This is a genomic window from Caballeronia sp. ATUFL_F1_KS4A (assembly GCF_023630905.1).
GTDB lineage: Bacteria > Pseudomonadota > Gammaproteobacteria > Burkholderiales > Burkholderiaceae > Caballeronia > Caballeronia zhejiangensis.
Window position 1 is genome coordinate 250,940 of the sequence record NZ_JALQEB010000001.1, and the last position, 21,439, is coordinate 272,378.

Below are 21,439 nucleotides of genomic sequence, written 5' to 3' on the forward strand. Positions count from 1 at the left end.
ACCTTCGCGGCACCACAAAGGCAGTCATGTATTCGGTTATCGCTACTGATCTCGACGGTACGCTTCTCAACAGCGACCACCAGCTCGATCCCTTCACCGCCGAAACCGTGCGCGCGCTCGCGGCGCGCGGCGTGCCTATCGTCATCGCGACGGGCCGGCATTATCGCGACGTCGCCGGCATTCGCGATGTGCTCGGCGTCGACGCGTATCTCATCACGTCCAACGGCGCGCGCGTGCATACGCCGGCCGACGAGCGCATTTATTCGCGCGACCTCGAGCCCGCCGCCGTGCGCCGCCTCGTGCAGCCCGAGATCGCGGGCAGCGAGCGCGTCATCGTCAATCTTTTTGCCGACGACGCCTGGCTCATCGACCGTCACGCGCCCGAGTTGCTGGTCTTCCACCAGGATTCCGGCTTCAAGTACGAAGTGATGGATCTGCGCGAGCATGATGGCGAGAACATCGCGAAAGTGCTGTATATCGGCGATCCGGCCGATCTGAAGGTGACCGCCGCGAACCTCGAACGGGAGTTCGGCGATTCGCTCTACGTCACGTATTCGCTGCCGGACTGTCTGGAAGTGATGACGTCGGACGTATCGAAAGGGCGCGCGCTGCGTTTCGTGCTGGAGCGGCTCGATGTCGATACCGCGCAATGCGTCGCGTTCGGCGACAACATGAACGATATCGATCTGCTCGAAACCGCCGGGCATCCGTTCATGATGAACAACGCGAACCCCGATCTGATCAAGCGCCTGCCGAACGTGCCGCGTATTGGGTACAACTTCGAGGCGGGCGTCGCGCATCAGCTGCGCAAGCTGTTCGACATTCGCGACGAACTCGCGTCGCCGGGACAGACGCCCGACTGATATCCGTCACGGCGGGCCGCGGACCTCGATCCGCGGCCGGTCCCGCTTATCCGCGATGGCCCCAGTTGTTGCCGTAGCCGCCGTGATTCCAGCCCGCGCGGTCGTATCGGCCATAGTCGCGATGATCGCGGCCATACCAGCGCGGCGCTTCGTGGCGATAGTACGGCGCGCGATACGCCGGAACCGCCGGACGCACGTACACCGGAGCCGGCGCCACATAAGCCGGCGCGCCGAGCGAGACGCCGATGTGCAGATCGCTGTGAGCCTGAGCCGCGCCGACAGCACCGATAGCAAGACCAGTCGCGACAAGCATGTGGGTGACGATGCGCTTCATTGTGTTTCTCCTTTAAGGCGACGTGTGTCGCATGAGTCCAATTTAAGCGCCCGCCGTCTTACATGCTTCGAGGACTTGTTACCGTGTGCAAGGACGGCGTAAGGGAGTTCGCAAGCGCGGCGGCGCCGTCGACATCGCTGGAAGCCTTATCCTTCAAGCCTTCGGCGGCGCGCGAAATGATCCTTGGCATCGCGTGACGGAAATTCATAAGCAGGCTGCGTAATTCGGCATTACATTTGTCGCGCGCGTTTAATCTTTCGTATGCGCGCTGTGGCGCAAAAACAAAAACGGGCGCATTTCGCGCCCGTTTTGCTTGCCGCCGTTTGCTGCCGCCGTGACTTACTTCTGACGCGTCAGCAACGGATAAAGCACGCCCGCGAGAATCGCGCCGACGATCGGCGCAATCCAGAACAGCCACAGCTGATCGAGCGCCCAGCCGCCGACGAAGAACGCCTGGCTCGACGAGCGCGCCGGATTCACCGACGTATTCGTGACCGGAATCGAGATCAGATGGATGAGCGTCAGGCACAGGCCGATGGCAAGCGGCGCGAAGCCTTTCGGCGCGCGCTCGTCGGTCGCGCCGAGGATCACGAAGAGGAAGAAGAACGTCATCGCGATTTCGGCGATGAGCGCGGCGGCCATCGAGAAGTGCCCCGGCGAGTGCTCGCCGAAACCGTTCGCGGCGAATGCGCTCGACGCGAAGTCGAAGCTCGGATTGCCCGTGGCGATCAGATAGATTACCCACGCGCCGAGCGTCGCGCCGATCACTTGCGCCGCGATGTACGGCACGAGATCGCGCACCGGAAAGCGGCCCGCCGTCGCGAGCCCGATGCTCACGGCCGGGTTCAGGTGGCAGCCCGAGACGTGGCCGATGGCGTAGGCCATCGTCAGGACGGTGAGACCGAATGCCAGCGAAACGCCGGCGAATCCGATGCCGAGTTCAGGAAAGGCCGCGGCGAGCACGGCGCTTCCGCAGCCGCCCAGCACGAGCCAGAAAGTACCGAAAATTTCAGCGCCGAGACGCTTCGACAAATGCATGATTCTGCCTTCGTGAAAAAGATGAAAAGCCGTTGATTTCAAACAAGAACGCGTGACGCGCTTTTGCGCAGCGCAGTTTAAGCGCGGTGTCTTTGGCGAACTGTCAAAAATGGTCGATCGGCTCTCAATTCACGGGCATTGCACCGAAACTTCGGATCATTCCTTAGCGAATGTCTTAACAAGCGCGCAAAAAAATGCCGCCCGGCAAGCGGGCGGCAGTTCCAGCAAATCTGGTCAGGAAGGCAATCAGCCCACCGCGACCTGACGCAACACCGGGCGCTTCGCGGCCTGAAGCATCGCCGTGTAGCTTTCGACGTAGTTCTGCGCCATCGTCTGCGCGCTGAAGCGGCGCTCGAACTGCGCGCGGATTTCCGTGCGCGACAGCTCGTCGAGACGTTGCAGCGCGCCGACCGCGCCTTGCACGTCCTCGCAGATGAAGCCCGTCACGCCGTGGTCGATCACTTCCGGCACCGAACCGCGATTGAACGCGATCACCGGCGTGCCGCAGGCCATCGCCTCGATCATCACGAGGCCGAACGGCTCGTTCCAATCGATCGGGAAGAGTAGCGCCTTCGCGCCCGACAGAAATTCCGGCTTCTGCGCTTCATTGATCTCGCCGATGAACTCGACGTGCGCCTGTGAAAGCAGCGGTTCGATCGTCGACTTGAAGTATTCCTGGTCGACCTTGTCCACCTTGGCGGCGATCTTCAGCGGCAGACCGCTCTGGGCCGCGATCTTGATTGCGAGATCGGCGCGCTTTTCCGGGCAGATGCGGCCCAGGAACGCCAGATATTCCGGCTGCTTGTGGGGCTGCGGCGTCAGCAACTGGCTCGGCAGACCGTGATAAACGGTGTTCAGCCAGTTCGCCTGCGGCAGCGGCCCGCGCTGATTGTCCGAGATCGAAATGACGTTCGCCTTCGTGAACGTGTTGAAGATCGGCTGCAGTTCCGGCAGATCGAGCCGGCCGTGCAGCGTCGTCACGAACGGCGTGTCCATCTGCGTGAACAGCGGGAACGGCATGTAATCGAGGTGGAAGTGCAGCACGTCGAACTCGTGCGCGCGCTGGCGGACGGTTTCGAGCAGCAGCATGTGCGGCGCGAGCGCGTCGCGCACGGTCGGATCGAGACGCAACGCACGCGGCCACACGGGTTCGAGCGTCGCCTTGGTTTGCGAATCGCCGCTGGCAAACAACGTTACATCGTGGCCGAGTTCGACGAGCGCATCCGTCAGATAAGACACGACGCGCTCAGTGCCGCCGTAAAACTTCGGAGGAACTGCTTCGTGCAACGGTGCAATTTGTGCGATTCGCATAACGTGACTCTCCATGTAGGTAAGGCATTGCAGTCACGCTCCGGTCGAGCGCTCAACGCATGCCATTCGGGCGGGCCGCGTGTGGTTGGACGCCGCCCGAGACAGGCCCGGAGATGAAAAAACATCGCGACCGGGTTATCCCTTACCGATCATTATCGGGATCGAGACCGGCATTTCACTTCATTTTTCAATCGCTTATCGTTGTTACAGCGCGATACATGTGCTGTTACGAAGTCAGAAATTGCATCGATGGCGGCGATGAGGGCGGATTTGAAGCGTCGGACGCGCCGGGCGGCATGAATCAGCAATTCACGGTCCTGCGGCCTGAAAGGCGCGACAGCGCGCGCCCGTCTTAAAAAAACGGGGCGCGGCTATTAAGTCAGACGAATACGTGCCGATAACGCATGTCTGCCGAGCGGCATCGAAGCGGCCGGCTTGTAAGAAATTTTCCTACACGATTCTTCGCGAAACTCCGTCGCAGCGTCGGATGCTTTGTCCGACAGGCGCGGCCGCGGGCATCGGCGACAATCGAATCGACAACAGACAACACGCGCGGGGCCGCATTCGCGTTTCTTTGCGAATTCGAGCAAACGTTCCCGCCGGGCCTGACCAGCCACGTTTCGATTCGGGGAAAAAGATGACGACCAGCACTACGAGTACGCTCGCGGAAATCCGCGAGGTGAACCTGTCGTACTTGCTCCTCGCTCAGCGGCTTCTTCAGGAAGACCGCATCTCGGCGATGTATCGCCTGGGCCTTTCGGAGCAGGTTGCGCAAGTTCTGGCTTCGCTGACGCTCGCGCAGGCAGTGAAAGTGGCGTCGTCGAGCCATTTGCTGTGCCGCTTTCGTTTCGATGACCACGCGATCCTTTCGTCGCTCGCCGACAAGGACCGCAGCGCGGCGCTCGCGCACGCCCACGCGGCGATTGTGCTGGCGGACAGTCCCGTCGAGCAGATCGGCTGACGCCGCGCGCGAAGCCCGATGGCGACGAAAAGCGTGGTCGCGGAGGTCCGCGAAATCACTTTGGCGATCGAGCTGATCGAGCTCGGCGCGCGCCTGCAACTGCTCGAAGCGGAAACGAGCCTGTCGCGCGACCGTCTCATCAAGCTCTATAAGGAACTGAAAGGCGTGTCGCCGCCCAAGGGCATGCTGCCGTTCTCGACGGACTGGTTCATGACGTGGCAGCCGAACATCCATTCGTCGCTGTTTCACGGCATTTATCGCTTCATGGCGGCCAACGACAAGAGCCAGCCGACGATTCACGCGATCGTGAAAAGCTACCGCCTCTATCTCGAACACGCGGCGCTGTACGGCGACGAACCCGTGCTGTCGCTCACGCGCGCGTGGACGCTCGTGCGCTACTTCGAATCCGGCATGCTCCAGACCAACGTCTGCACGCGCTGCCGCGGACGTTTCGTCGCACATGCGTACGAACTGCGCGCCGGTTACGTGTGCGGCCTCTGCCAGCCGCCATCGCGCGCGGGCAAGACGCGCAAGGCGGGCGCGGACCGCGAAGCGGGGCGGATCGCCGCCTGATCCGCGCGCCCGCGTCCGTCTAAAAGCGATCGTGGTACGAAAGCCCGACGGTCATCCCGTGCGGCGTGCGCTGATACATGATCGCCCAATGCGTCACCGATGCGCCGATCCACGCACCGAGCGCGTCGGCGGCCAGATCCTTGTAGGAGAAGCCGTCCGTGCGGCAGGTTCCGTCGACGATTTCCTTCACCAAGCCCGGCGCAGTGCCGATCAACGTGCCGTAGACGACCGGATGGTCCGAGCCGCGCGTCAAATAGGCGCCGAGCGCGCCGAACGGCGCGGACGCGGCCACGTGGGCAAGTTTGTCGGAGCCGGTCCAGCTATCCGATGTCTGCATACGCCAGCCGCCGCGCGAACCGCTGCAGTCGAAACCCGCATGCGCGAATGAACTCGCGGTCACTGTCAGCGCGAGCGCGCTGGCCTGTTTCATTGCTCTTGTCATCGTTCTCTCCGATTTCACGACTTCGCGTCTCCAACAAAACTGAACGCGCGTTCGTATTATCGGCAGGAAATGTGATGTTTCGTGTCGAACGGGAAAATTTTGTTTCGCCGTTAGGAAAAGTTCGAGATTTCAGCGATTGAGACGCAGATTTTGCGAAACAGCGAGAAGGCCGCGCGGCAAACCGCACGGAACGTACGGCGGTTTGACCGTGCCCCAAAGTTTTCCGGTCGAGTGCCGTAAACCACTTAACGGCGGTCTTACCGCATCAAACGTGAGGACTCGACTGTGCTGATTTTCATTGGATCGCTCGTGACATTGCTGTCCGTCTTCGGCGGCTATGCCATCGAAGGCGGCCACCTTGGCGCGCTCATGCAGCCGGTCGAAATTCTGATGATCGCGGGCGCGGGCGTCGGCGCGTTCATCCTCGGCAACAACGTCAAGACCATCAAGGCGACGATTCAGGTGCTGCCGACGCTCTTCAAGGGCGCGAAGTACGACAAGAGCATGTACATGGAGCTGATGGGCCTGCTCTACGTGCTGCTCGCGAAAGCGCGCAAGGAAGGCACGCTCGCGCTCGAAGCGGATATCGAAGATCCGGCGAAGAGCCCGGTGTTCAGCCAGTACCCGAAGATTCTCGCGGACCATCACATCGTCGAATTCCTCACGGATTACCTGCGCCTCATGGTGAGCGGCAACATGAACGCGTTCGAGATCGAAAGCCTCATGGACGAGGAAATCGAGACGCATCACGTCGAAGGCGAAGCGCCGGCGCACGCGCTCACCAAGGTCGGCGACGCGATGCCCGCGTTCGGCATCGTCGCGGCGGTGATGGGCGTCGTGCACACGATGGCCTCCGCCGATCAGCCGCCCGCGATTCTCGGCGAGATGATCGCGCAGGCACTCGTCGGCACCTTCCTCGGCATTCTGCTTTCGTACGGCTTCATCGGACCGCTCGCGAACGTCGCGGAACAGCGCGTCGCGGAGCAGACCAAGATGTTCCAGTGCATCAAGGTGACGATCCTCGCGAGCCTGAATGGCTACGCCCCCGCGATCGCGGTGGAATTCGGCCGCAAGGTGCTGTTCTCGACGGAGCGCCCGTCGTTCTCCGAGCTGGAAGAACACGTGCGCAAGGTCAAGTCGAAGTGACTTCCGCCATAGTCGAGACACAGCGATGAGCAACGATACCGATCGCCCGATATTCATCAAGCGCGTCGTCGCGGGCAAGAAAGGCCATCACGGCGGCGCGTGGAAACTCGCCTACGCGGACTTCATGACCGCGATGATGGCGTTCTTCCTGCTGATGTGGCTGCTTTCGTCGACGTCGCCGGTGCAGCGGCGCGGCATCGCCGAATATTTTCAGATGCCGCTCAAGGCCGCGATGGTCGGCGGCAAGACCGTCGGCATGGACAACAGCATCATCATGGGCGGCGGCCGCGACATTTCCAGCACCGACGCAGGCGCCGCGCGCAAGACCGATGGCGCCACGCAGCTCGCGCAGCGCGCCTCGTCCGACACCGACGAAGAACTGCTCAAGTCCGCGCAGGGCGAGCTCGAACGGCGCGAGCAGGTGCGCCTGCACGATCTTCAGGTGAAGCTCATGGCCGCGATCGAGGCCAATCCGACGCTGCGCCAGTTCAAGCAGCAGATCCGCATCGAATCGACGCAACAGGGCTTGCGCATCGAAATCGTCGATACCCAGAAGCGCCCGATGTTCGCGCTCTCCAGCGACGCCGTGCAGCCGTACATGCGCGACATCCTGCGCGAGATCGGCCGCTCGCTCAACGACGTGCCGAATCACATCGTCGTGCAGGGACACACAGACGCCGTGAAGTACGCGGGCGGCGACAAGGGCTACAGCAACTGGGAGCTGTCCGCGGACCGCGCGAACGCGTCGCGGCGCGAGCTGGTCGCGGGCGGCATGGACGAAGGAAAGGTGATGCGCGTGCTCGGACTCGCATCGACGCAAAACCTGAACAAGAAAGATCCGCTCGATCCGGAGAACCGGCGCATCAGCGTGATCGTGCTCAATCGCAAGACGGAGCTGTCGATGCTGCGCGACGACGGCTCACGCGGCGCGACGCTCGACAACGGCACGGACGCGAACGGCAATCCGTCGTCGGCGCTCGGCCAGCTCATTCCCGGCGTCGCGGTGAGACCCGTGGCGAAGTGAGCAAAAACCTCGAAAAAGACGCTCAAGTGTCGACACGTTTCGACCGTCATCCCGGCAAGAGACAAACATGATCAAACACATTCTGGCAATCGACGATTCAGCCGCCATGCGGCAAATCCTCTCGGCGACGCTGGCGGCGGCGGGTTACCAAGTGACCGTTGCGTCGGACGGCGACGAGGGGCTGGAGTGGGCGCTCGCGGAGCGCTTCGATCTGGTTCTGACCGATCAGCACATGCCGGGCAGAAGCGGGCTCGATCTGATCGTGGCGCTGCGCGGAAATCCCGCATACAAGGCGACGCCGATTCTCGTGCTGACGACCGAAGGCGGCGAGCCGTTCAAGGACGCGGCGCGCTCGGCGGGCGCGACAGGCTGGATCGAGAAGCCGCTCGATCCGGACCTGCTGACGGAACTGGTCGCCGCGCTCTCCGAAGAAACGCAGCACTAAAGCGAACGCACAAGACAACTCGCGCACGCACGCGCCGATGGTGACTCAAGCATGACACTCGACATTACCCAGTTCTACCAGACCTTCTTCGACGAAGCAGACGAACTGCTCGCGCAGATGGAGCAACTGCTGCTCGTTCTGGACATCGCGAATCCCGATCCGGAAGACCTCGCGGCGATCTTCCGCGCGGCGCACTCGATCAAGGGCGGCGCGGCGACGTTCGGTTTCACCGCGCTCACCGAAACGACGCACATCCTCGAATCGCTGCTGGACCGCGCGCGCAACAACGAACTCGTCCTGCGCCGCGACATGATCGACACGTTCCTCGCGACGAAGGACGTGCTGTCGGATCAGCTCGCCGCGTATCGCGCGAGCGCGGAGCCGGATGCGGCCGCGGCCGCCGCGATCTGCGCGAAGCTCGAGCGTCTGAAGAACGAACAGGCCGAAGGCGCACCGTCCGGCCGGATCGAGCCGCCCGCGCTGCCGGGCGCCGACGCGAACGTCGCGTCCGCCGCGAGCGCGAACGCCGCGCCGGCCTACGACGGCCCGAATGCGCCGCCCGCTCACGTGCTTTCACAGGCGATGGACGCGATCGAGGACGACGGCAACTGGGACGGCGCGTTCGAGCTCGCCGATGGAACGAATGCAGGAACCGCTGCCGCGACGCCGGGACACACCGGCGCGCCGCACGCGGAAGTTGGACCCCACCTGAAAATTACGCTACGGGGGGTGGGCGAGAAGGACCTGGCGACTCTGATCGAGGAGCTGGGGAACCTGGGAAGCATCGTCGGAGAAAAGAAAGCGGACGCCGAGTACGTGGTATGGCTCGACTCGGACGTCCCCGCCGACGATATCGTCGCTGTGTGCTGCTTCGTGATCGATGAAAAGCAGATCACGATCGGCCGCGGCGATGCAGCGGCGCAATCCGCAGAAGCCCAGCCGGCGCGCCTGGAAGCGACGGCCACGCAGATTGCGCAACCCACGATACACGAAGAGCCGAAGCAATCGCAGGCGCACGCGGCGCCCGCATCCGCCGCTGGCAAGGAAGCAGTGAAGGAAGAAGCGGCGACGGCGGCGGGCTCGAAAGACCCGTCCGCCGCTCAGCCGGCAAAGTCCGCAGCAAGCGACGCCGACAAGAAAGCGCGCCCCCAGGCTGCGGCATCGGCGGAAGGCAGCTCGATTCGCGTCGGCGTGGAGAAGGTCGATCAGCTCATCAACCTGGTGGGCGAACTCGTCATCACGCAGGCGATGCTCGCGGAAACCACGAGCACGTTCGATCCCGCGTTGCACGACCGCCTGTTCAACGGCATGGCGCAGCTCGAGCGCAACGCGCGCGATCTGCAAGAGGCCGTCATGTCCATCCGCATGATGCCGATGGATTACGTTTTCAGCCGCTTCCCGCGCCTCGTGCGCGACATCGCCGGCAAGCTCGGCAAGGAAGTGGAACTCGTCACGTTCGGTCAGGCGACCGAACTCGACAAGAGCCTGATCGAGCGCATCATCGATCCGCTCACGCACCTCGTGCGCAACTCGCTCGATCACGGCATCGAGACCGTGGAAGCGCGCCGCGCGGCGGGCAAGTCGACGACCGGCCAGCTCGTGCTCTCGGCGGCGCATCACGGCGGCAACATCGTGATCGAAGTGAGCGACGACGGCGCGGGCCTGCGCCGCGACAAGATTCTCGCGAAGGCGCAGAAGCAGGGCATGCAGGTTTCCGAATCGATGAGCGACGAAGAAGTCTGGCAACTCATCTTCATGCCGGGCTTCTCGACCGCCGAACAAGTGACGGACATTTCCGGCCGCGGCGTCGGCATGGACGTGGTGAAGCGCAACATCCAGTCGATGGGCGGCCACGTCGAAATCATGTCGCGCCAGGGCGCGGGCACGACGACGAAGATCGTGCTGCCGCTCACGCTCGCGATTCTCGACGGCATGTCGGTGAAGGTCGGCAACGAGATCTTCATTCTGCCGCTCAACTTCGTGATGGAGTCGCTGCAACCGGTCGCCGAGGACATCTACACGGTCGCGAACGGCGAGCGCGTCGTGCGCGTGCGCGGCGAATATCTGCCGCTCGTCGCGCTGCATCGCGTGTTCGATGTCGAAGGCGCGCGCACGGAGCCGACGCAGGGCATCGTCACGATCATGCAGACGGAAGGACGCCGCTTCGCGATGCTGATCGACGAGCTCGTCGGCCAGCAGCAAGTCGTCGTCAAGAACCTCGAAACGAATTACCGCAAGGTGCACGGCATTTCCGCCGCGACCATCCTGGGCGACGGAAGCGTCGCGCTGATCGTCGACGTGGCCGCGCTCAACCGCGAATCGCGCGCACAGCACGGCGCGCACGCTCACTAATACCGAAGGAGTCTTTCATGGCAGACGTTCAATCGATTCAAACCGCTGCGCCTTCGCGTCGTGACACGCAAAACACGGAAGCAGCCGGACAGGAATTCCTCGTGTTCACGCTCGGCGCCGAGGAATACGGCATCGACATCCTGAAAGTGCAGGAGATCCGCGGCTACGACAACGTTACACGCATCGCGAATGCGCCCGGGTTCATCAAGGGCGTGATCAATCTGCGCGGCATCATCGTGCCGATCGTCGACATGCGCATCAAGTTCAATCTGGGCCGCGTCGAGTACGACAACCAGACGGTCGTCATCATCCTGAACGTCGCGCATCGCGTGGTCGGCATGGTCGTCGACGGCGTGTCGGACGTGCTCACGCTCACGCAGGAACAGGTGATGCCCGCGCCGGAATTCGGCGGCACGCTCACGACCGAATATCTGACGGGCCTCGGCACGGTCGACGGCCGCATGCTGATCCTGATGGACATCGAGAAGCTCATGACGAGCCGCGAGATGGAGTTGATCGACTCCGTCGGCGCATAAAAACGTATTCAGGAAGCAGGAAGAAGCCATGCTGAAGAAGTTGTCGATCCGCACGACGCTCACGCTCGTCGGCTTGTTGTTCGTCGGTTGCGCGGCGCTCATCGGCGCACTCGCGCTCGTCGGACTGAACTCGGCCAATGCGTCGCTCGCGTCGCTCGCGCAGGAAGACATGGTCGCGATGCGCGCGCTGTCGGAAACGTCGTCGTATCTGCTGCGCTCGCGCGTGACGCTCGACCGCGTGCGTTCGCTCGCCGAAGCGGGCAATACGGAAGAAGCGAAGAAGGCGATCGATCGCGGCCAGTATCTGCTCGACAAGAGCAACGAGAACTGGAAGCTCTATCTCGATACGCCGAAGCCGATGCTCCCGAAGGACACGCTCGATGCGCTCGTCGCCCAGCACGAGACGCTCGTGAAGACCGGCGTGGAGCCGGAATTCACCGCGATCCGGGCGAACGACCTGGCCGCGTATCACGCGATCGCGGACACGAAGATCAGCCCGATGTTCGTCGCGTTCGATCAGGCCGTGACGGCTGCGGTCGCGTCGCATCAGGCGCACGCGGAAAGCTCGCGCGCCAGCACGTCGTCGAATATCGCGGCGCTCAACATGACGATCGGCGCGGTGCTCGTGCTCGCGGTGCTGATGCTGATCGGCACGCGCATGGCGCTCTCCAGCCTGATCGTGAAGCCGATCAACGAGGCCGTCGATCACTTCGACCGCATCTCGCGCGGCGATCTCACGCAGTCCGCGCAGAGCGAAAGCGGCAACGAAATCGGCCGCCTGTTCGCGGGTATCGAGCGCATGCGCGGCAATCTGACGACGATGGTCGGCGCGGTGCATCGCGGCGCGGAATCGATCGATGTCGGCGCGCATGAAATCGCGAGCGGCAACACGGATCTGTCGCAGCGCACGGAAGAGCAGGCGGCGTCGCTGCAGGAAACGGCGTCGAGCATGGAAGAGCTCACGAGCACGGTGAAGCAGAACGCCGACAACGCGCGCCAGGCGAGCCAGCTCGCGGTGAACGCGTCGGATATCGCTTCGCGCGGCGGTGAAGTCGTCGAGCAGGTCGTCGAAACGATGCACGCCATTGCATCGAGCTCGAACAAGGTCGTGGACATCATCGGCGTGATCGAAGGCATCGCGTTCCAGACCAACATTCTCGCGTTGAACGCGGCCGTGGAAGCGGCGCGCGCGGGCGAGGAAGGGCGGGGATTCGCGGTCGTGGCGGGCGAAGTGCGCTCGCTCGCGCAACGCAGCGCGGCGGCGGCGAAGGAAATCAAGGCGCTCATCGGCGATTCGGCCGCGAAGGTCGACAGCGGCACGGAACTCGTCGCGCGCGCCGGTCAGACGATGAGCGAGATCGTGCAGGCGGTGCGCCGCGTGACCGACATCATGGGCGAGATCAGCGCGGCGTCGGAGGAACAGTCCGATGGCATCGAGCAGGTCAATCGCGCCGTCACGCAGATGGACAGCGTGACGCAACAGAACGCCGCGCTCGTCGAGCAGGCGGCCGCCGCTGCGGCATCGCTCGAAGAGCAGACGCGTCAGCTGAAGGACGTGGTCGCGCAATGGCGCGTGCAAGGCGCGGCGGCAGCGCCGGCGCGCACGAGCGCATCGACGGCCGTGGCGCGTCTTGCGCCGGCGGCGCGCGTCGAACCGTCGACGTCTTCGGTTGCAGCGAAAGCGAAAGCTGTCGAGACGCCAAAAGTTGCGCCGGAAGCGGCCGTTAATAAGGAAGCAGTCAAGGAAACGGTCAAGCCGGCGATCAAGCCGGCGAGCGTTGCCAAGCTCGCTGCGGCACCGCGTGCGAAAGCGACGACCGCCGACGACGGCGACTGGGAAACCTTTTAACCGGACCGGAACGAAAACGGCCATGCAGGCATCGCGCAGCACGATCGACACGCAGGAAAAGCGCGAGTCCGCATGGTCGAGCGCGACGAACACGCCACATCGGACGTCGGGGACGACGTCAAGGAAGCACGAAACATCATGATGGCAACGCGCAACGCGCGCGTCGACTTGCCCGCCAATGTGCGCGGCACGGAAGTCGAGCGCGATTTCGAATTCACATCGGCGGATTTCGCCCGCATTCGCGAGCTGATTCATCGCCGCGCAGGCATCTCGCTGTCGGACCACAAACGCGACATGGCGTACAGCCGCCTCGCGCGCCGGCTGCGCGCCTGCGGCATCGATACGTTCAAGCAGTATCTCGACCGTCTCGAAACCAACGACGACAACGCCGAATGGGAAGCGTTCGTCAACGCGCTGACCACGAACCTGACGGCGTTTTTCCGCGAGTCGCATCACTTTCCGATTCTCGCGGACTTCGTGAAGCGCCGGCAGCAGCCGTTCTCGGTGTGGTGCTCGGCGGCGTCGACCGGCGAGGAGCCGTATTCCATCGCGATGACGCTCGTCGAAGCGTTGGGCGAACACGCCGCGCGCCAGTGCACGGTGTTCGCGAGCGACATCGACAGTCAAGTGCTCGCGAAAGCCGAAGCGGGCGTGTATTCGCTCGATCAGGTGAAGGCATTGCCCGTCGAGCGTCTCAAGCGCTTCTTCCTGAAGGGCACGGGCGCGCACGCGGGTCTCGTCAAAGTGCGCCCCGAGTTGCGCGCGATGGTGAACTTCGGCCGCGTGAATCTGACCGAAGCGCGCTACGACGTGAAAGGCCCGTTCGACGCGATCTTCTGCCGCAACGTGATGATCTACTTCGACAAGCCGACGCAGGGCCAGGTGCTCACGCGCTTCGAGCCGCTGATGAAGCCGGGCGCGCTGCTCTTCGCGGGGCATTCGGAAAACTTCACGTATGTGTCGCAGGCGTTCAGGCTGCGCGGCCAGACCGTGTACGAACTCACGCGCGATACGAAGGTTGCGAGCGGATCGAAGCGCGCGCTCGCGGGAGAGCCGGCATGAGCGGTCTGCCAATGGCGTCGAATCTCTATTTCGACAATCACTTCAAGAAGCAGGGCGTGAAGCTCCTGCCGAACGAGTTCTACATGACGAGCGAAGACATGGTGCTCGTCACGGTGCTGGGTTCGTGCGTGGCGGCGTGCATCCACGATCGCACGGCGGGCATCGGCGGCATGAATCACTTCATGCTGCCCGATGACGGTTCCGACGCGTCGCACGCATCGTCGGATTCGATGCGCTACGGCGCGTACGCGATGGAAGTGCTCATCAACGAGCTCATCAAGCGCGGCGGACGGCGCGAGCGCTTCGAAGCGAAGGTGTTCGGCGGCGGCGCGGTGCTCGCGGGCATGACGACCATCAACATCGGCGATCGCAATTCGGAGTTCGTGCGGCGTTATCTCGCGCTGGAAAAGATTCGCATCGTCGCCGAGGACTTGCAGGGCGCGCATCCGCGCAAGGTCGCGTTCATGCCGCGCTCGGGTCAGGTGATGGTCAAGAAGCTGAAGACGGCGCATGACCCGGTGGTCGTCGAGCGCGAGCAGGCGCTCGTGCAGCGCACGCCGGAAGAGCGCGCGGAGCGGCTCGCGAAAGCGCGTGCGCGCGTCGAGCTGTTTCAGTCGAACGCGAAACCGCGTGCGGAGTCGTTCACGACGAATGCATCGGCGGCGAAGCGCCCGCGCGTCGAGTTGTTCACGTCGCGTCTCAAGACCGTGGAGGAAGCATGAACACAGCGCCAAAGATCAAAGTGCTGTGCGTCGACGATTCGGCGCTCGTGCGCAGCCTGATGACCGAGATCATCAACGCGCAGCCCGACATGCACGTCTGCGCGACCGCGCCCGATCCGCTCGTCGCGCGCGAGCTCATCAAGCTGCATAACCCGGACGTGCTCACGCTCGACGTCGAAATGCCGCGCATGGACGGCCTCGACTTCCTGGAGAAGCTGATGCGCCTGCGACCGATGCCGGTCGTGATGGTGTCGTCGCTGACCGAGCGCGGCAACGAAATCACGCTGCGCGCGCTGGAACTCGGCGCGGTCGATTTCGTCACGAAGCCGAAAGTCGGCATCCGCGACGGCATGCTCGATTACGCGGAAAAGCTCGCCGACAAGGTGCGCGCCGCATCGCGGGCACGCGTGAAGCAGACGACGCACGCGGCGAGCGCGCCGGCGAACGCGGCGACGCACAAGCCCGCGCCGCATTTCAACAATCCGCTCGTGTCGACGGAAAAGCTCGTGATCGTCGGCGCTTCGACGGGCGGAACGGAAGCGATCCGCGAAGTGCTCGTGCCGCTGCCGCCCGATGCGCCCGCGGTGCTCATCGCGCAGCACATGCCGCCGGGCTTCACGAAGTCGTTCGCGCAGCGCCTGAACGGGCTGTGCCGCATCACCGTGAAGGAAGCCGAGCACGGCGAGCGCGTGTTGCCGGGCCACGCGTACATCGCGCCCGGCCACGCGCATCTGGTGCTCGCGAGGAGCGGTGCGAACTATGTCGCGCATCTGTCGGATGCGCCGCCCGTGAACCGGCATCGGCCTTCGGTCGACGTGCTGTTCCGTTCGGCGGCGCAGCACGCGGGCAAGAACGCGATCGGCGTGATCCTGACCGGCATGGGCCGCGACGGCGCCGCCGGTCTTCTGGACATGCAGCAGGCGGGCGCTTACACGCTCGCGCAGGACGAAGCGAGTTGCGTGGTGTTCGGCATGCCGCGCGAAGCGATTGCAATGGGCGGTGCGAGCGAAATCGCGCCGCTCTCTGAAATGAGCCGGCGCGTGATGGCGCGGCTTGCCTCGATGGGCGAACGCGTACAGCGCGTCTGAACTTTGGATTTAAGCGGCGCCGCCGCATTGAGAACACACTGGAGTCATGATGGACAAGAACATGAAGATCCTCGTCGTCGACGATTTTCCGACGATGCGCCGTATCGTGCGTAACCTGCTCAAGGAGCTGGGCTACGGCAACGTCGACGAAGCCGAAGACGGCGCGGCGGGCCTCGCGCGTCTGCGCGGCGGCGGCTTCGACTTCGTGATCACCGACTGGAACATGCCGAACCTCGACGGCCTGTCGATGCTTCAGCAGATCCGCGCGGACGCGACGCTCTCGCATCTGCCGGTGCTGATGGTGACGGCCGAGTCGAAGAAGGAAAACATCATCGCGGCGGCGCAAGCGGGCGCGAACGGTTACGTGGTGAAGCCTTTCACGGCCGCCACGCTCGACGAGAAGCTCACCAAGATTCTCGAGAAGATGGCCAAAGCGGGGAGCTGATCTTGAACGATCTGACCACTGAACTCGCAGCCGCGGTCGCCGCGGTTGCCGAAAGCGAAGGCGATCCGTCGAGCGACCGCATTCTCGCGCGCATCGGCCAACTGACGCGCACGCTGCGCGATTCGATGCGCGAGCTCGGCCTCGACAAGCAGGTCGAAGCCGCCGCGCAAGCCGTGCCCGACGCGCGCGACCGCCTGAAATATGTCGCGACGATGACCGAGCAGGCCGCCGAGCGCGCGCTCAACGCGATCGAGCTTGCCAAGCCGATGCAGGAATCGCTGCAAACCGAAGCGCAGGCGCTCGACGCGCGCTGGGCGAAGTGGTACGGCGCGCCGCTCGCGCAGGGCGAGGCGGGGGAACTGCTCGCGCAGACGCGCTCGTTCCTGCAGAGCGTGCCGGAGCGCACGCAGGCGACCAATGCCCAATTGCTCGAAATCATGCTCGCGCAGGATTTCCAGGATCTGACCGGCCAGGTCATCAAAAAGATTACGGACGTCGTGTATCTGATCGAGCAGCAATTGCTGGGCGTTTTGCTCGAGAACATCGCGCCGGAACGCCGCGAGCAGTTCGCTGCATCGGCGGCGGCGCTGATGTCGGCAGTGTCGACCGGCAGTCCGGAAAGCCTGCTGAACGGTCCGCAAATCAATCCTGAAGGACGCAGCGACGTCGTGCAGGATCAGTCACAAGTGGACGATCTGCTCGCCAGCCTGGGATTTTGAGGGTGATTTTGTAAGCCTTCGTAACTTAGGCCGGCATCGAAGTTGCGAGATGACGCGAAGCGCATACCATTGCGCTTCGCGTTTTTTATTTCGTGCGCTTGCGAACGTTAGGACGGTTCCACCTGGCTGGCATACTGACGATGTTCGCGCCCGCACGGTTTTGGGGCGAAAGGCGGTGGCGCATCTGTCACTCAATCGTCAAGCACCGGTCTCTGAATCAAGTGGCGGGGCCGGCGGATAACCGATAGGAGGCCCAGTGAAGGCACCGAAGCAATCCCGTCATGGGCATCTCATGAGCGCGTTGGCAATCGTTGCCGGCGCGCTCGGCGTGAGCGCGGCAGCGCCCGCCTACGCCGTGCTCGGCGGCCAGCCGATGGCAGCGCCGCAAGGCGCCACGGCGGAATCATCCACGGCCGCGGTCGCGCGTGCGGCCGTCGCAAGCGGCGCATCGAGCGCATCGACGACATCGGCGTCGAACTACACCGTTCGCACGACCACGCTCGCGAGCGGAACGGTCATCAACGAATATTTGTCGACGGAAGGCGTCGTGTTCGGCATCGCGTGGCACGGTCCCCGCATGCCGGATCTCGCCAGCCTGCTCGGCAGCAATTTCCCGCAGTATCAGCAGGGCCTGAAGGCGCAACGCGCCGCGCGCGGCGGCCGCGGGCCGGTCAGCGTGCAGGATTCCGGACTCGTCGTGGATTCGGGCGGTCACATGGGCTCGTTCGCGGGCAGCGCGTATTTGCCGCAATCGTTGCCTGCCGGCGTGTCCGCCAGCGACATCCAGTAAGCGACGGGAGACTCAGTATGCATAGAACGACACTCGGCCATCCCGCTCTCTCTTCGTCCCGGCGCGGCGGCCTTGCCCGCTGGCTCGGCGTGCTCTGCCTTTCCGTCATGCTCGCGGCCTGCGGCGGTGGCGGCGGCGACGACTCCAGTTCCAGCAGCGGCGGCGGTTCGTCGGGCGGCTCCGGCGGCTCGGGCGGTTCCAGCGGCGGCGGCTCGACCACCAGCACCGCGAACGCGCAGCCGATCGCGCCCAACGGCACGAACGCGGTGGCGATCAACGTCAACTCCGGCGCCGCGGGCTTCGTCAACATTCCGAACGTATCGGTGACGGTGTGCGCGCCGGGCTCGTCGGTGTGTCAGACGATCGACAACATTCAGGTCGACACGGCGTCCTTCGGCCTGCGCATTCTCGGATCGGCGGCGCAGAACGTGCTCGGCAGCCTGCCGACCTCGCGCGCGTCGAACGGCGGGCAGCTCGCCGAATGCGCCGGTTTCGCCGACGGCTACACGTGGGGCACCGTCCGCACGGCCGACGTGAAGATGGGCACGGAAGTGGCGTCGGGCGTGCCGATTCAGATCATCGGCGATCTGAGTGCATCCGCGGCGCCGACCGGCGACAACGGCTGTCCGTCCGGCAGCGACGAAAATTCGACCGCCGACATCGGCGCGAACGGCATTCTCGGCATCGGCCCGCAGGCCTACGACTGCGGCGACGGCTGCGCGAGCACGGCGCTCAACGCGATGTACTTCTCGTGCACCAACGGCGCGAATTGCTCGGGTGTCGCGGTGCCGCTGGCGCAGCAAGTGACGAATCCGGTCACCAAGTTCGCGGTCAACAACAACGGCGTGATCGTGCAATTGCCGCCCGTTGCCGATAACGGCGCGGCCACCGCGACCGGCGTGCTGATATTCGGCATCGGCACGCAGAGCAACAACGGGATCAGCAACGTGACGAAGTACGGCACCGATCCCTATGGCGATCTGACCGGCACGTACAAGGGCAAGACGTACAAGACGTTCTTCGACACCGGGTCGAACGGCAACTTCTTCCAGGATAGTTTTCCGCTGTGCAACGGATCGTCGGCGTTCTATTGCCCGAGCGCGACGCAGTCGCTGTCGACCACGATCAAAGGCAGCGAAGGCAACAGCGCCACCGTGCCGTTCCTGCTCGCCAACGCGAGCACGCTGACGCAAGGCAAGAACAAGTTCGCCTTCAACAGTCTCGGCGGTCAGTTGGGCATGTCGAACTTCTTCGACTTCGGCTTGCCGTTCTTCTTCGGCCGGCATGTCTACGTCGGATACCAGTTGCCGAACAGCTCGGCCTACGTGGCGTTCTGACCGTTCGGACGTTCGCCCGATAAAAAACCGGCTGCGTTTGCGCGCAGCCGGTTTTTTTTTGCGTCATTCGTCCGCGCGTGGTTTGCGTGGCGCGCGTTCGGCGAGCGCGTCGTAGAGCCAGCGCGGCAGGACGTGCATCAGCATGCCCGCGACGCGCATCTGCCATGGAAACGTCGCGTAACCCACCTTGCGTTCGATCGCGTCGGCGGCTTTCGCGGCGAAGCGGTCGGCGTCCATCAGGAACGGCATGCGATACGGATTGTGCGCGGTCATCTCCGAGCGCACGTAGCCCGGCGCGATCGTGACGACGGCCACGCCGAGCGGGCGCATCTCCACGCGCAACGATTCCAGATATTTCGCCACCGCCGATTTCGACGCGCTGTACGCGCCGCCGCCGGGCAGCCCGCGCACGCCCGCGACGCTTGCGATGCCGACGAGCGTGCCGCGCCGCGCGGCCGTCATCGACGCGACGAACGGCTCGAACGTCGCGACCATGCCGAAATAGTTCACGTCCATCACGGCACGGAAGGTGTCGAGATCGCCGTGGCCCGTCAGCGCGCCCCGGCTCATGCCCGCGTTCGCGATGACGACATCCGCCGTGCCGTGCTCCGCGATGAAGCGGCGCGCGGCATCGGCGAGCGCGTCGGGGTCGCGCACATCGGCGGGATAGATCGAGATGGAGCTTTGCGGATGACGGGCCGCGAATGCGGCGAGGGAATCGGCGCGGCGGGCGACGAGGCCGAGGATGGCCCCGCGCTTCACATACTCTTCGGCCATTGCAAGGCCGATGCCGCTCGACGCCCCGGTGATAAAGACCTTCAAACGAACTGCGGTCATGCGGAGCGTCGGTGCTTACAGCTTCTTGTCGCGGACTTGCTGGACGAGGAAGTCCATGACCTGCGTCGTCCCCGGCAGGCTGTTGGTCATCGCCGGGCCGGTTTCGTACTTGCCCTGCACGACGACCGTCGGCACGCCGTCGATCTTGTAGTCCTGCAGGAGCTTGGCGTCGCGCTGCACGGCGCTTTGCGTCGAGAACGAGTTATACGCGTCCATGTACTTCTTCGGATCGACGCCCTGCGTCTTGAGGAAGTCCGCCTGCGCCTGCGGCGTCAGCAGATAGTTCTTCTTCACGTGGATTTCGTTGAACACGGCCGGCGTGACCTTTTCCGCGACGCCGAGCGCGTCGAGCGCGTGATACATCTTCGAGTGCGGAATGAAGTCGTCGCGGAATGCCACCGGCACGCGCTTGAACACGACGTCCGGACCTTGCTTCTTCGCCCATGCCTCGATGTACGGCTCGAACTCGTTGCAATGCGGGCAGCCGTACCAGAAGAACTCGATGACCTCGACCTTGCCCGCAGGCGCGGCGATCGGCTGAGCCGCCTGCAGCACGGTGTAATCCTTGCCGGCGGTGGGCGCGGCCATCGCGGAATTCGCGACGCTCAGGGATGCGGCTGCGATGCCGAGGGAGAGAGCCAACGCGCTAAAGATTTTTTTCATGATTGAAGAGATACGCAATGGAAACGCGACGGAACAAAAGCAGGCCCATAAGTGGGACATACGACGCTTAAGCCACGCTTAAGCGTCGCGGCGCTTCGACTTCGTTTGCTGCGTTATTGCTTCGTTATTGCTTCGAGAAACGGATGACGGCGGTATCGACGCCCGCATCGGACAGACGCTGGCGCGCGGTGTTCATGTCCTCGAACTTCGCGAACGGCCCGATCCGCACGCGATAGTACGTGACGCCGCCTGCATCGCGCTGCGTGACCTTCGATTCGAAGCCCTGGAAGCCGAGACGCGCGCGCTGCTGTTCGGCATCCGCCTGCGTCTTGTACGCGCCGACTTGCAGGAAGTAGCCCGTGTTCGGCTCGCCGGGCGCGGGCGGCGTGGTCTTCGCCGTCGTGGGCGCCGAGCCGCCCTTCGGCGGCGTGGCGTTCGCGTTGCTCGTCGCGGCGGGCGCGCCCGGTGCGGCTTCGGGCTTCTTCGCGGGCGCTGTGCTCGCGGTCTTCGGCGCCGATGCCGTTGCGCCCGACGGCGGTACTTCGACGATCTGCGGCTCGTCGAGCATGCCCGACGACTGCGTCTGATTGTTGGTCTGGCCCGGCGCGGTGTTGGGCGGCGTGGGCTGCGCGGCTTGCGGCACCGCCTGGCCCGGCGTCTTGCCTTGCAGCGGACGATTCGGATCGTACGGTTGCGCGGCGGCAGGCGCGGAGTTGGCCTCGGACGGCGGCGGCGCGACCTTCGCCACGAATGGCGTCGGCGCACGCGTGATGTACAGCGCGACGATTACGGCAATCGCGAGGCCGACGATCAGGCCCAGCACGATACCGATGAACGTTCCCCCCGTTTGCTTCGACTGCTTCGATGTGCGGCGTGGTTTTGCCATCGTATGAATCACCTGC

23 protein-coding genes are annotated in these 21,439 nt (G+C 64.0%); 16 read left to right on the forward strand and 7 right to left on the reverse strand.

Annotation, left to right across the window (positions count from 1 at the left end; translation table 11 throughout):
• The first annotated feature begins 26 nt into the window (after window positions 1–26).
• On the forward strand, window positions 27–863 hold the full coding sequence (locus tag NCS03_RS01135) for a Cof-type HAD-IIB family hydrolase (RefSeq protein ID WP_008351897.1): 837 nt from the start codon (window positions 27–29) through the stop codon (window positions 861–863).
• A gap of 46 nt (window positions 864–909) precedes the next feature.
• On the opposite strand, the gene NCS03_RS01140 is transcribed toward NCS03_RS01135, so the two are convergent.
• The 3 genes from NCS03_RS01140 to NCS03_RS01150 form a co-directional block, all read right to left on the reverse strand.
• Window positions 910–1,197: a hypothetical protein gene (locus NCS03_RS01140; RefSeq protein ID WP_008351896.1), complete on the reverse strand. Its 288-nt coding sequence runs from the start codon at window positions 1,195–1,197 to the stop codon at window positions 910–912.
• 339 nt (window positions 1,198–1,536) lie between these two features.
• The gene (gene aqpZ / locus NCS03_RS01145) at window positions 1,537–2,235 is read right to left on the reverse strand and encodes an aquaporin Z (protein ID WP_008351895.1); all 699 of its coding nucleotides are present in this window, start codon (window positions 2,233–2,235) and stop codon (window positions 1,537–1,539) included.
• A gap of 246 nt (window positions 2,236–2,481) precedes the next feature.
• A complete protein-coding gene (locus NCS03_RS01150; RefSeq protein WP_250528663.1) occupies window positions 2,482–3,546 on the reverse strand; it encodes a glycosyltransferase family 4 protein in 1,065 nt (354 codons plus the stop codon).
• A 637-nt stretch (window positions 3,547–4,183) separates the two neighbouring features.
• Between NCS03_RS01150 and flhD the strand changes: the two genes are divergently transcribed.
• Together flhD and flhC are read left to right on the forward strand one after the other, a co-directional pair.
• Window positions 4,184–4,507 carry a flagellar transcriptional regulator FlhD gene (gene flhD, locus NCS03_RS01155; protein ID WP_008351892.1) on the forward strand — a complete coding sequence of 108 codons (324 nt, stop codon included), beginning with the start codon at window positions 4,184–4,186 and terminating at the stop codon, window positions 4,505–4,507.
• Between the two features lie 18 nt (window positions 4,508–4,525).
• Window positions 4,526–5,080, forward strand: coding sequence for a flagellar transcriptional regulator FlhC (flhC, locus tag NCS03_RS01160; RefSeq protein ID WP_008351890.1), 555 nt, complete (start codon window positions 4,526–4,528; stop codon window positions 5,078–5,080).
• A 19-nt stretch (window positions 5,081–5,099) separates the two neighbouring features.
• Here flhC and NCS03_RS01165 read toward each other — a convergent pair whose 3' ends face one another.
• On the reverse strand, window positions 5,100–5,510 hold the full coding sequence (locus tag NCS03_RS01165; RefSeq protein WP_008351888.1) for a YfiM family lipoprotein: 411 nt from the start codon (window positions 5,508–5,510) through the stop codon (window positions 5,100–5,102).
• A gap of 297 nt (window positions 5,511–5,807) precedes the next feature.
• Between NCS03_RS01165 and motA the strand changes: the two genes are divergently transcribed.
• The 13 genes from motA to NCS03_RS01230 all read left to right on the forward strand — a co-directional run bounded on the left by motA (window position 5,808) and on the right by NCS03_RS01230 (window position 19,037).
• Entirely contained in the window at window positions 5,808–6,668 is an 861-nt protein-coding gene (gene motA, locus NCS03_RS01170; protein ID WP_008351887.1) for a flagellar motor stator protein MotA, read from the forward strand.
• 25 nt (window positions 6,669–6,693) lie between these two features.
• Window positions 6,694–7,692, forward strand: a complete 999-nt coding sequence (gene motB / locus NCS03_RS01175; RefSeq protein WP_250433526.1) for a flagellar motor protein MotB — start codon at window positions 6,694–6,696, stop codon at window positions 7,690–7,692.
• A gap of 67 nt (window positions 7,693–7,759) precedes the next feature.
• Window positions 7,760–8,137 (forward strand): response regulator, encoded by a 378-nt coding sequence (locus NCS03_RS01180; protein WP_008351883.1) that lies wholly within the window; start codon window positions 7,760–7,762, stop codon window positions 8,135–8,137.
• A gap of 51 nt (window positions 8,138–8,188) precedes the next feature.
• A complete protein-coding gene (gene cheA, locus NCS03_RS01185) occupies window positions 8,189–10,489 on the forward strand; it encodes a chemotaxis protein CheA (RefSeq protein ID WP_008351881.1) in 2,301 nt (766 codons plus the stop codon).
• A gap of 17 nt (window positions 10,490–10,506) precedes the next feature.
• The gene (gene cheW, locus NCS03_RS01190; protein WP_250528664.1) at window positions 10,507–11,025 is read left to right on the forward strand and encodes a chemotaxis protein CheW; all 519 of its coding nucleotides are present in this window, start codon (window positions 10,507–10,509) and stop codon (window positions 11,023–11,025) included.
• Between the two features lie 28 nt (window positions 11,026–11,053).
• Entirely contained in the window at window positions 11,054–12,874 is a 1,821-nt protein-coding gene (locus NCS03_RS01195) for a methyl-accepting chemotaxis protein (RefSeq protein ID WP_250522853.1), read from the forward strand.
• A gap of 138 nt (window positions 12,875–13,012) precedes the next feature.
• On the forward strand, window positions 13,013–13,936 hold the full coding sequence (locus tag NCS03_RS01200; protein ID WP_033536589.1) for a CheR family methyltransferase: 924 nt from the start codon (window positions 13,013–13,015) through the stop codon (window positions 13,934–13,936).
• Complete coding sequence (cheD, locus tag NCS03_RS01205) at window positions 13,933–14,658, forward strand: chemoreceptor glutamine deamidase CheD (RefSeq protein WP_033536555.1); 726 nt, start codon at window positions 13,933–13,935, stop codon at window positions 14,656–14,658. Before NCS03_RS01200 ends, cheD begins: the two co-directional genes overlap by 4 nt.
• Window positions 14,655–15,746: a protein-glutamate methylesterase/protein-glutamine glutaminase gene (locus NCS03_RS01210; RefSeq protein WP_008351872.1), complete on the forward strand. Its 1,092-nt coding sequence runs from the start codon at window positions 14,655–14,657 to the stop codon at window positions 15,744–15,746. Before cheD ends, NCS03_RS01210 begins: the two co-directional genes overlap by 4 nt.
• Before the next feature lie 49 nt (window positions 15,747–15,795).
• Window positions 15,796–16,191: a chemotaxis response regulator CheY gene (cheY, locus tag NCS03_RS01215; RefSeq protein WP_008351870.1), complete on the forward strand. Its 396-nt coding sequence runs from the start codon at window positions 15,796–15,798 to the stop codon at window positions 16,189–16,191.
• A gap of 2 nt (window positions 16,192–16,193) precedes the next feature.
• Window positions 16,194–16,910: a protein phosphatase CheZ gene (gene cheZ, locus NCS03_RS01220; protein ID WP_008351868.1), complete on the forward strand. Its 717-nt coding sequence runs from the start codon at window positions 16,194–16,196 to the stop codon at window positions 16,908–16,910.
• 292 nt (window positions 16,911–17,202) lie between these two features.
• Window positions 17,203–17,700, forward strand: coding sequence for a DUF2844 domain-containing protein (locus NCS03_RS01225; RefSeq protein ID WP_250528665.1), 498 nt, complete (start codon window positions 17,203–17,205; stop codon window positions 17,698–17,700).
• A gap of 17 nt (window positions 17,701–17,717) precedes the next feature.
• Window positions 17,718–19,037 (forward strand): DUF3443 domain-containing protein, encoded by a 1,320-nt coding sequence (locus NCS03_RS01230; protein ID WP_034470435.1) that lies wholly within the window; start codon window positions 17,718–17,720, stop codon window positions 19,035–19,037.
• 63 nt (window positions 19,038–19,100) lie between these two features.
• Here the strand turns inward: NCS03_RS01230 and NCS03_RS01235 are convergent, their stop codons facing one another.
• The 3 genes from NCS03_RS01235 to NCS03_RS01245 form a co-directional block, all read right to left on the reverse strand.
• Window positions 19,101–19,874, reverse strand: a complete 774-nt coding sequence (locus NCS03_RS01235) for an SDR family oxidoreductase (protein WP_250528666.1) — start codon at window positions 19,872–19,874, stop codon at window positions 19,101–19,103.
• Between the two features lie 15 nt (window positions 19,875–19,889).
• Window positions 19,890–20,537, reverse strand: a complete 648-nt coding sequence (locus tag NCS03_RS01240) for a thiol:disulfide interchange protein DsbA/DsbL (RefSeq protein ID WP_034470441.1) — start codon at window positions 20,535–20,537, stop codon at window positions 19,890–19,892.
• Window positions 20,538–20,661: 124 nt separating this feature from the next.
• A complete protein-coding gene (locus NCS03_RS01245) occupies window positions 20,662–21,423 on the reverse strand; it encodes an SPOR domain-containing protein (RefSeq protein WP_008351857.1) in 762 nt (253 codons plus the stop codon).
• Window positions 21,424–21,439: the final 16 nt, after the last annotated feature.

Coding starts and splice junctions, on each gene's coding strand:
- NCS03_RS01135 (WP_008351897.1), top strand. CDS start 27: ATGTATTCGGTTATCGCTACTGATCTCGACGGTACGCTTCTCAACAGC.
- NCS03_RS01140 (WP_008351896.1), bottom strand. CDS start 1,197: ATGAAGCGCATCGTCACCCACATGCTTGTCGCGACTGGTCTTGCTATC.
- aqpZ (WP_008351895.1), bottom strand. CDS start 2,235: ATGCATTTGTCGAAGCGTCTCGGCGCTGAAATTTTCGGTACTTTCTGG.
- NCS03_RS01150 (WP_250528663.1), bottom strand. CDS start 3,546: ATGCGAATCGCACAAATTGCACCGTTGCACGAAGCAGTTCCTCCGAAG.
- flhD (WP_008351892.1), top strand. CDS start 4,184: ATGACGACCAGCACTACGAGTACGCTCGCGGAAATCCGCGAGGTGAAC.
- flhC (WP_008351890.1), top strand. CDS start 4,526: ATGGCGACGAAAAGCGTGGTCGCGGAGGTCCGCGAAATCACTTTGGCG.
- NCS03_RS01165 (WP_008351888.1), bottom strand. CDS start 5,510: ATGAAACAGGCCAGCGCGCTCGCGCTGACAGTGACCGCGAGTTCATTC.
- motB (WP_250433526.1), top strand. CDS start 6,694: ATGAGCAACGATACCGATCGCCCGATATTCATCAAGCGCGTCGTCGCG.
- NCS03_RS01180 (WP_008351883.1), top strand. CDS start 7,760: ATGATCAAACACATTCTGGCAATCGACGATTCAGCCGCCATGCGGCAA.
- cheA (WP_008351881.1), top strand. CDS start 8,189: ATGACACTCGACATTACCCAGTTCTACCAGACCTTCTTCGACGAAGCA.
- cheW (WP_250528664.1), top strand. CDS start 10,507: ATGGCAGACGTTCAATCGATTCAAACCGCTGCGCCTTCGCGTCGTGAC.
- NCS03_RS01195 (WP_250522853.1), top strand. CDS start 11,054: ATGCTGAAGAAGTTGTCGATCCGCACGACGCTCACGCTCGTCGGCTTG.
- NCS03_RS01200 (WP_033536589.1), top strand. CDS start 13,013: ATGATGGCAACGCGCAACGCGCGCGTCGACTTGCCCGCCAATGTGCGC.
- cheD (WP_033536555.1), top strand. CDS start 13,933: ATGAGCGGTCTGCCAATGGCGTCGAATCTCTATTTCGACAATCACTTC.
- NCS03_RS01210 (WP_008351872.1), top strand. CDS start 14,655: ATGAACACAGCGCCAAAGATCAAAGTGCTGTGCGTCGACGATTCGGCG.
- cheY (WP_008351870.1), top strand. CDS start 15,796: ATGGACAAGAACATGAAGATCCTCGTCGTCGACGATTTTCCGACGATG.
- NCS03_RS01225 (WP_250528665.1), top strand. CDS start 17,203: ATGAGCGCGTTGGCAATCGTTGCCGGCGCGCTCGGCGTGAGCGCGGCA.
- NCS03_RS01230 (WP_034470435.1), top strand. CDS start 17,718: ATGCATAGAACGACACTCGGCCATCCCGCTCTCTCTTCGTCCCGGCGC.
- NCS03_RS01235 (WP_250528666.1), bottom strand. CDS start 19,874: ATGACCGCAGTTCGTTTGAAGGTCTTTATCACCGGGGCGTCGAGCGGC.
- NCS03_RS01240 (WP_034470441.1), bottom strand. CDS start 20,537: ATGAAAAAAATCTTTAGCGCGTTGGCTCTCTCCCTCGGCATCGCAGCC.
- NCS03_RS01245 (WP_008351857.1), bottom strand. CDS start 21,423: ATGGCAAAACCACGCCGCACATCGAAGCAGTCGAAGCAAACGGGGGGA.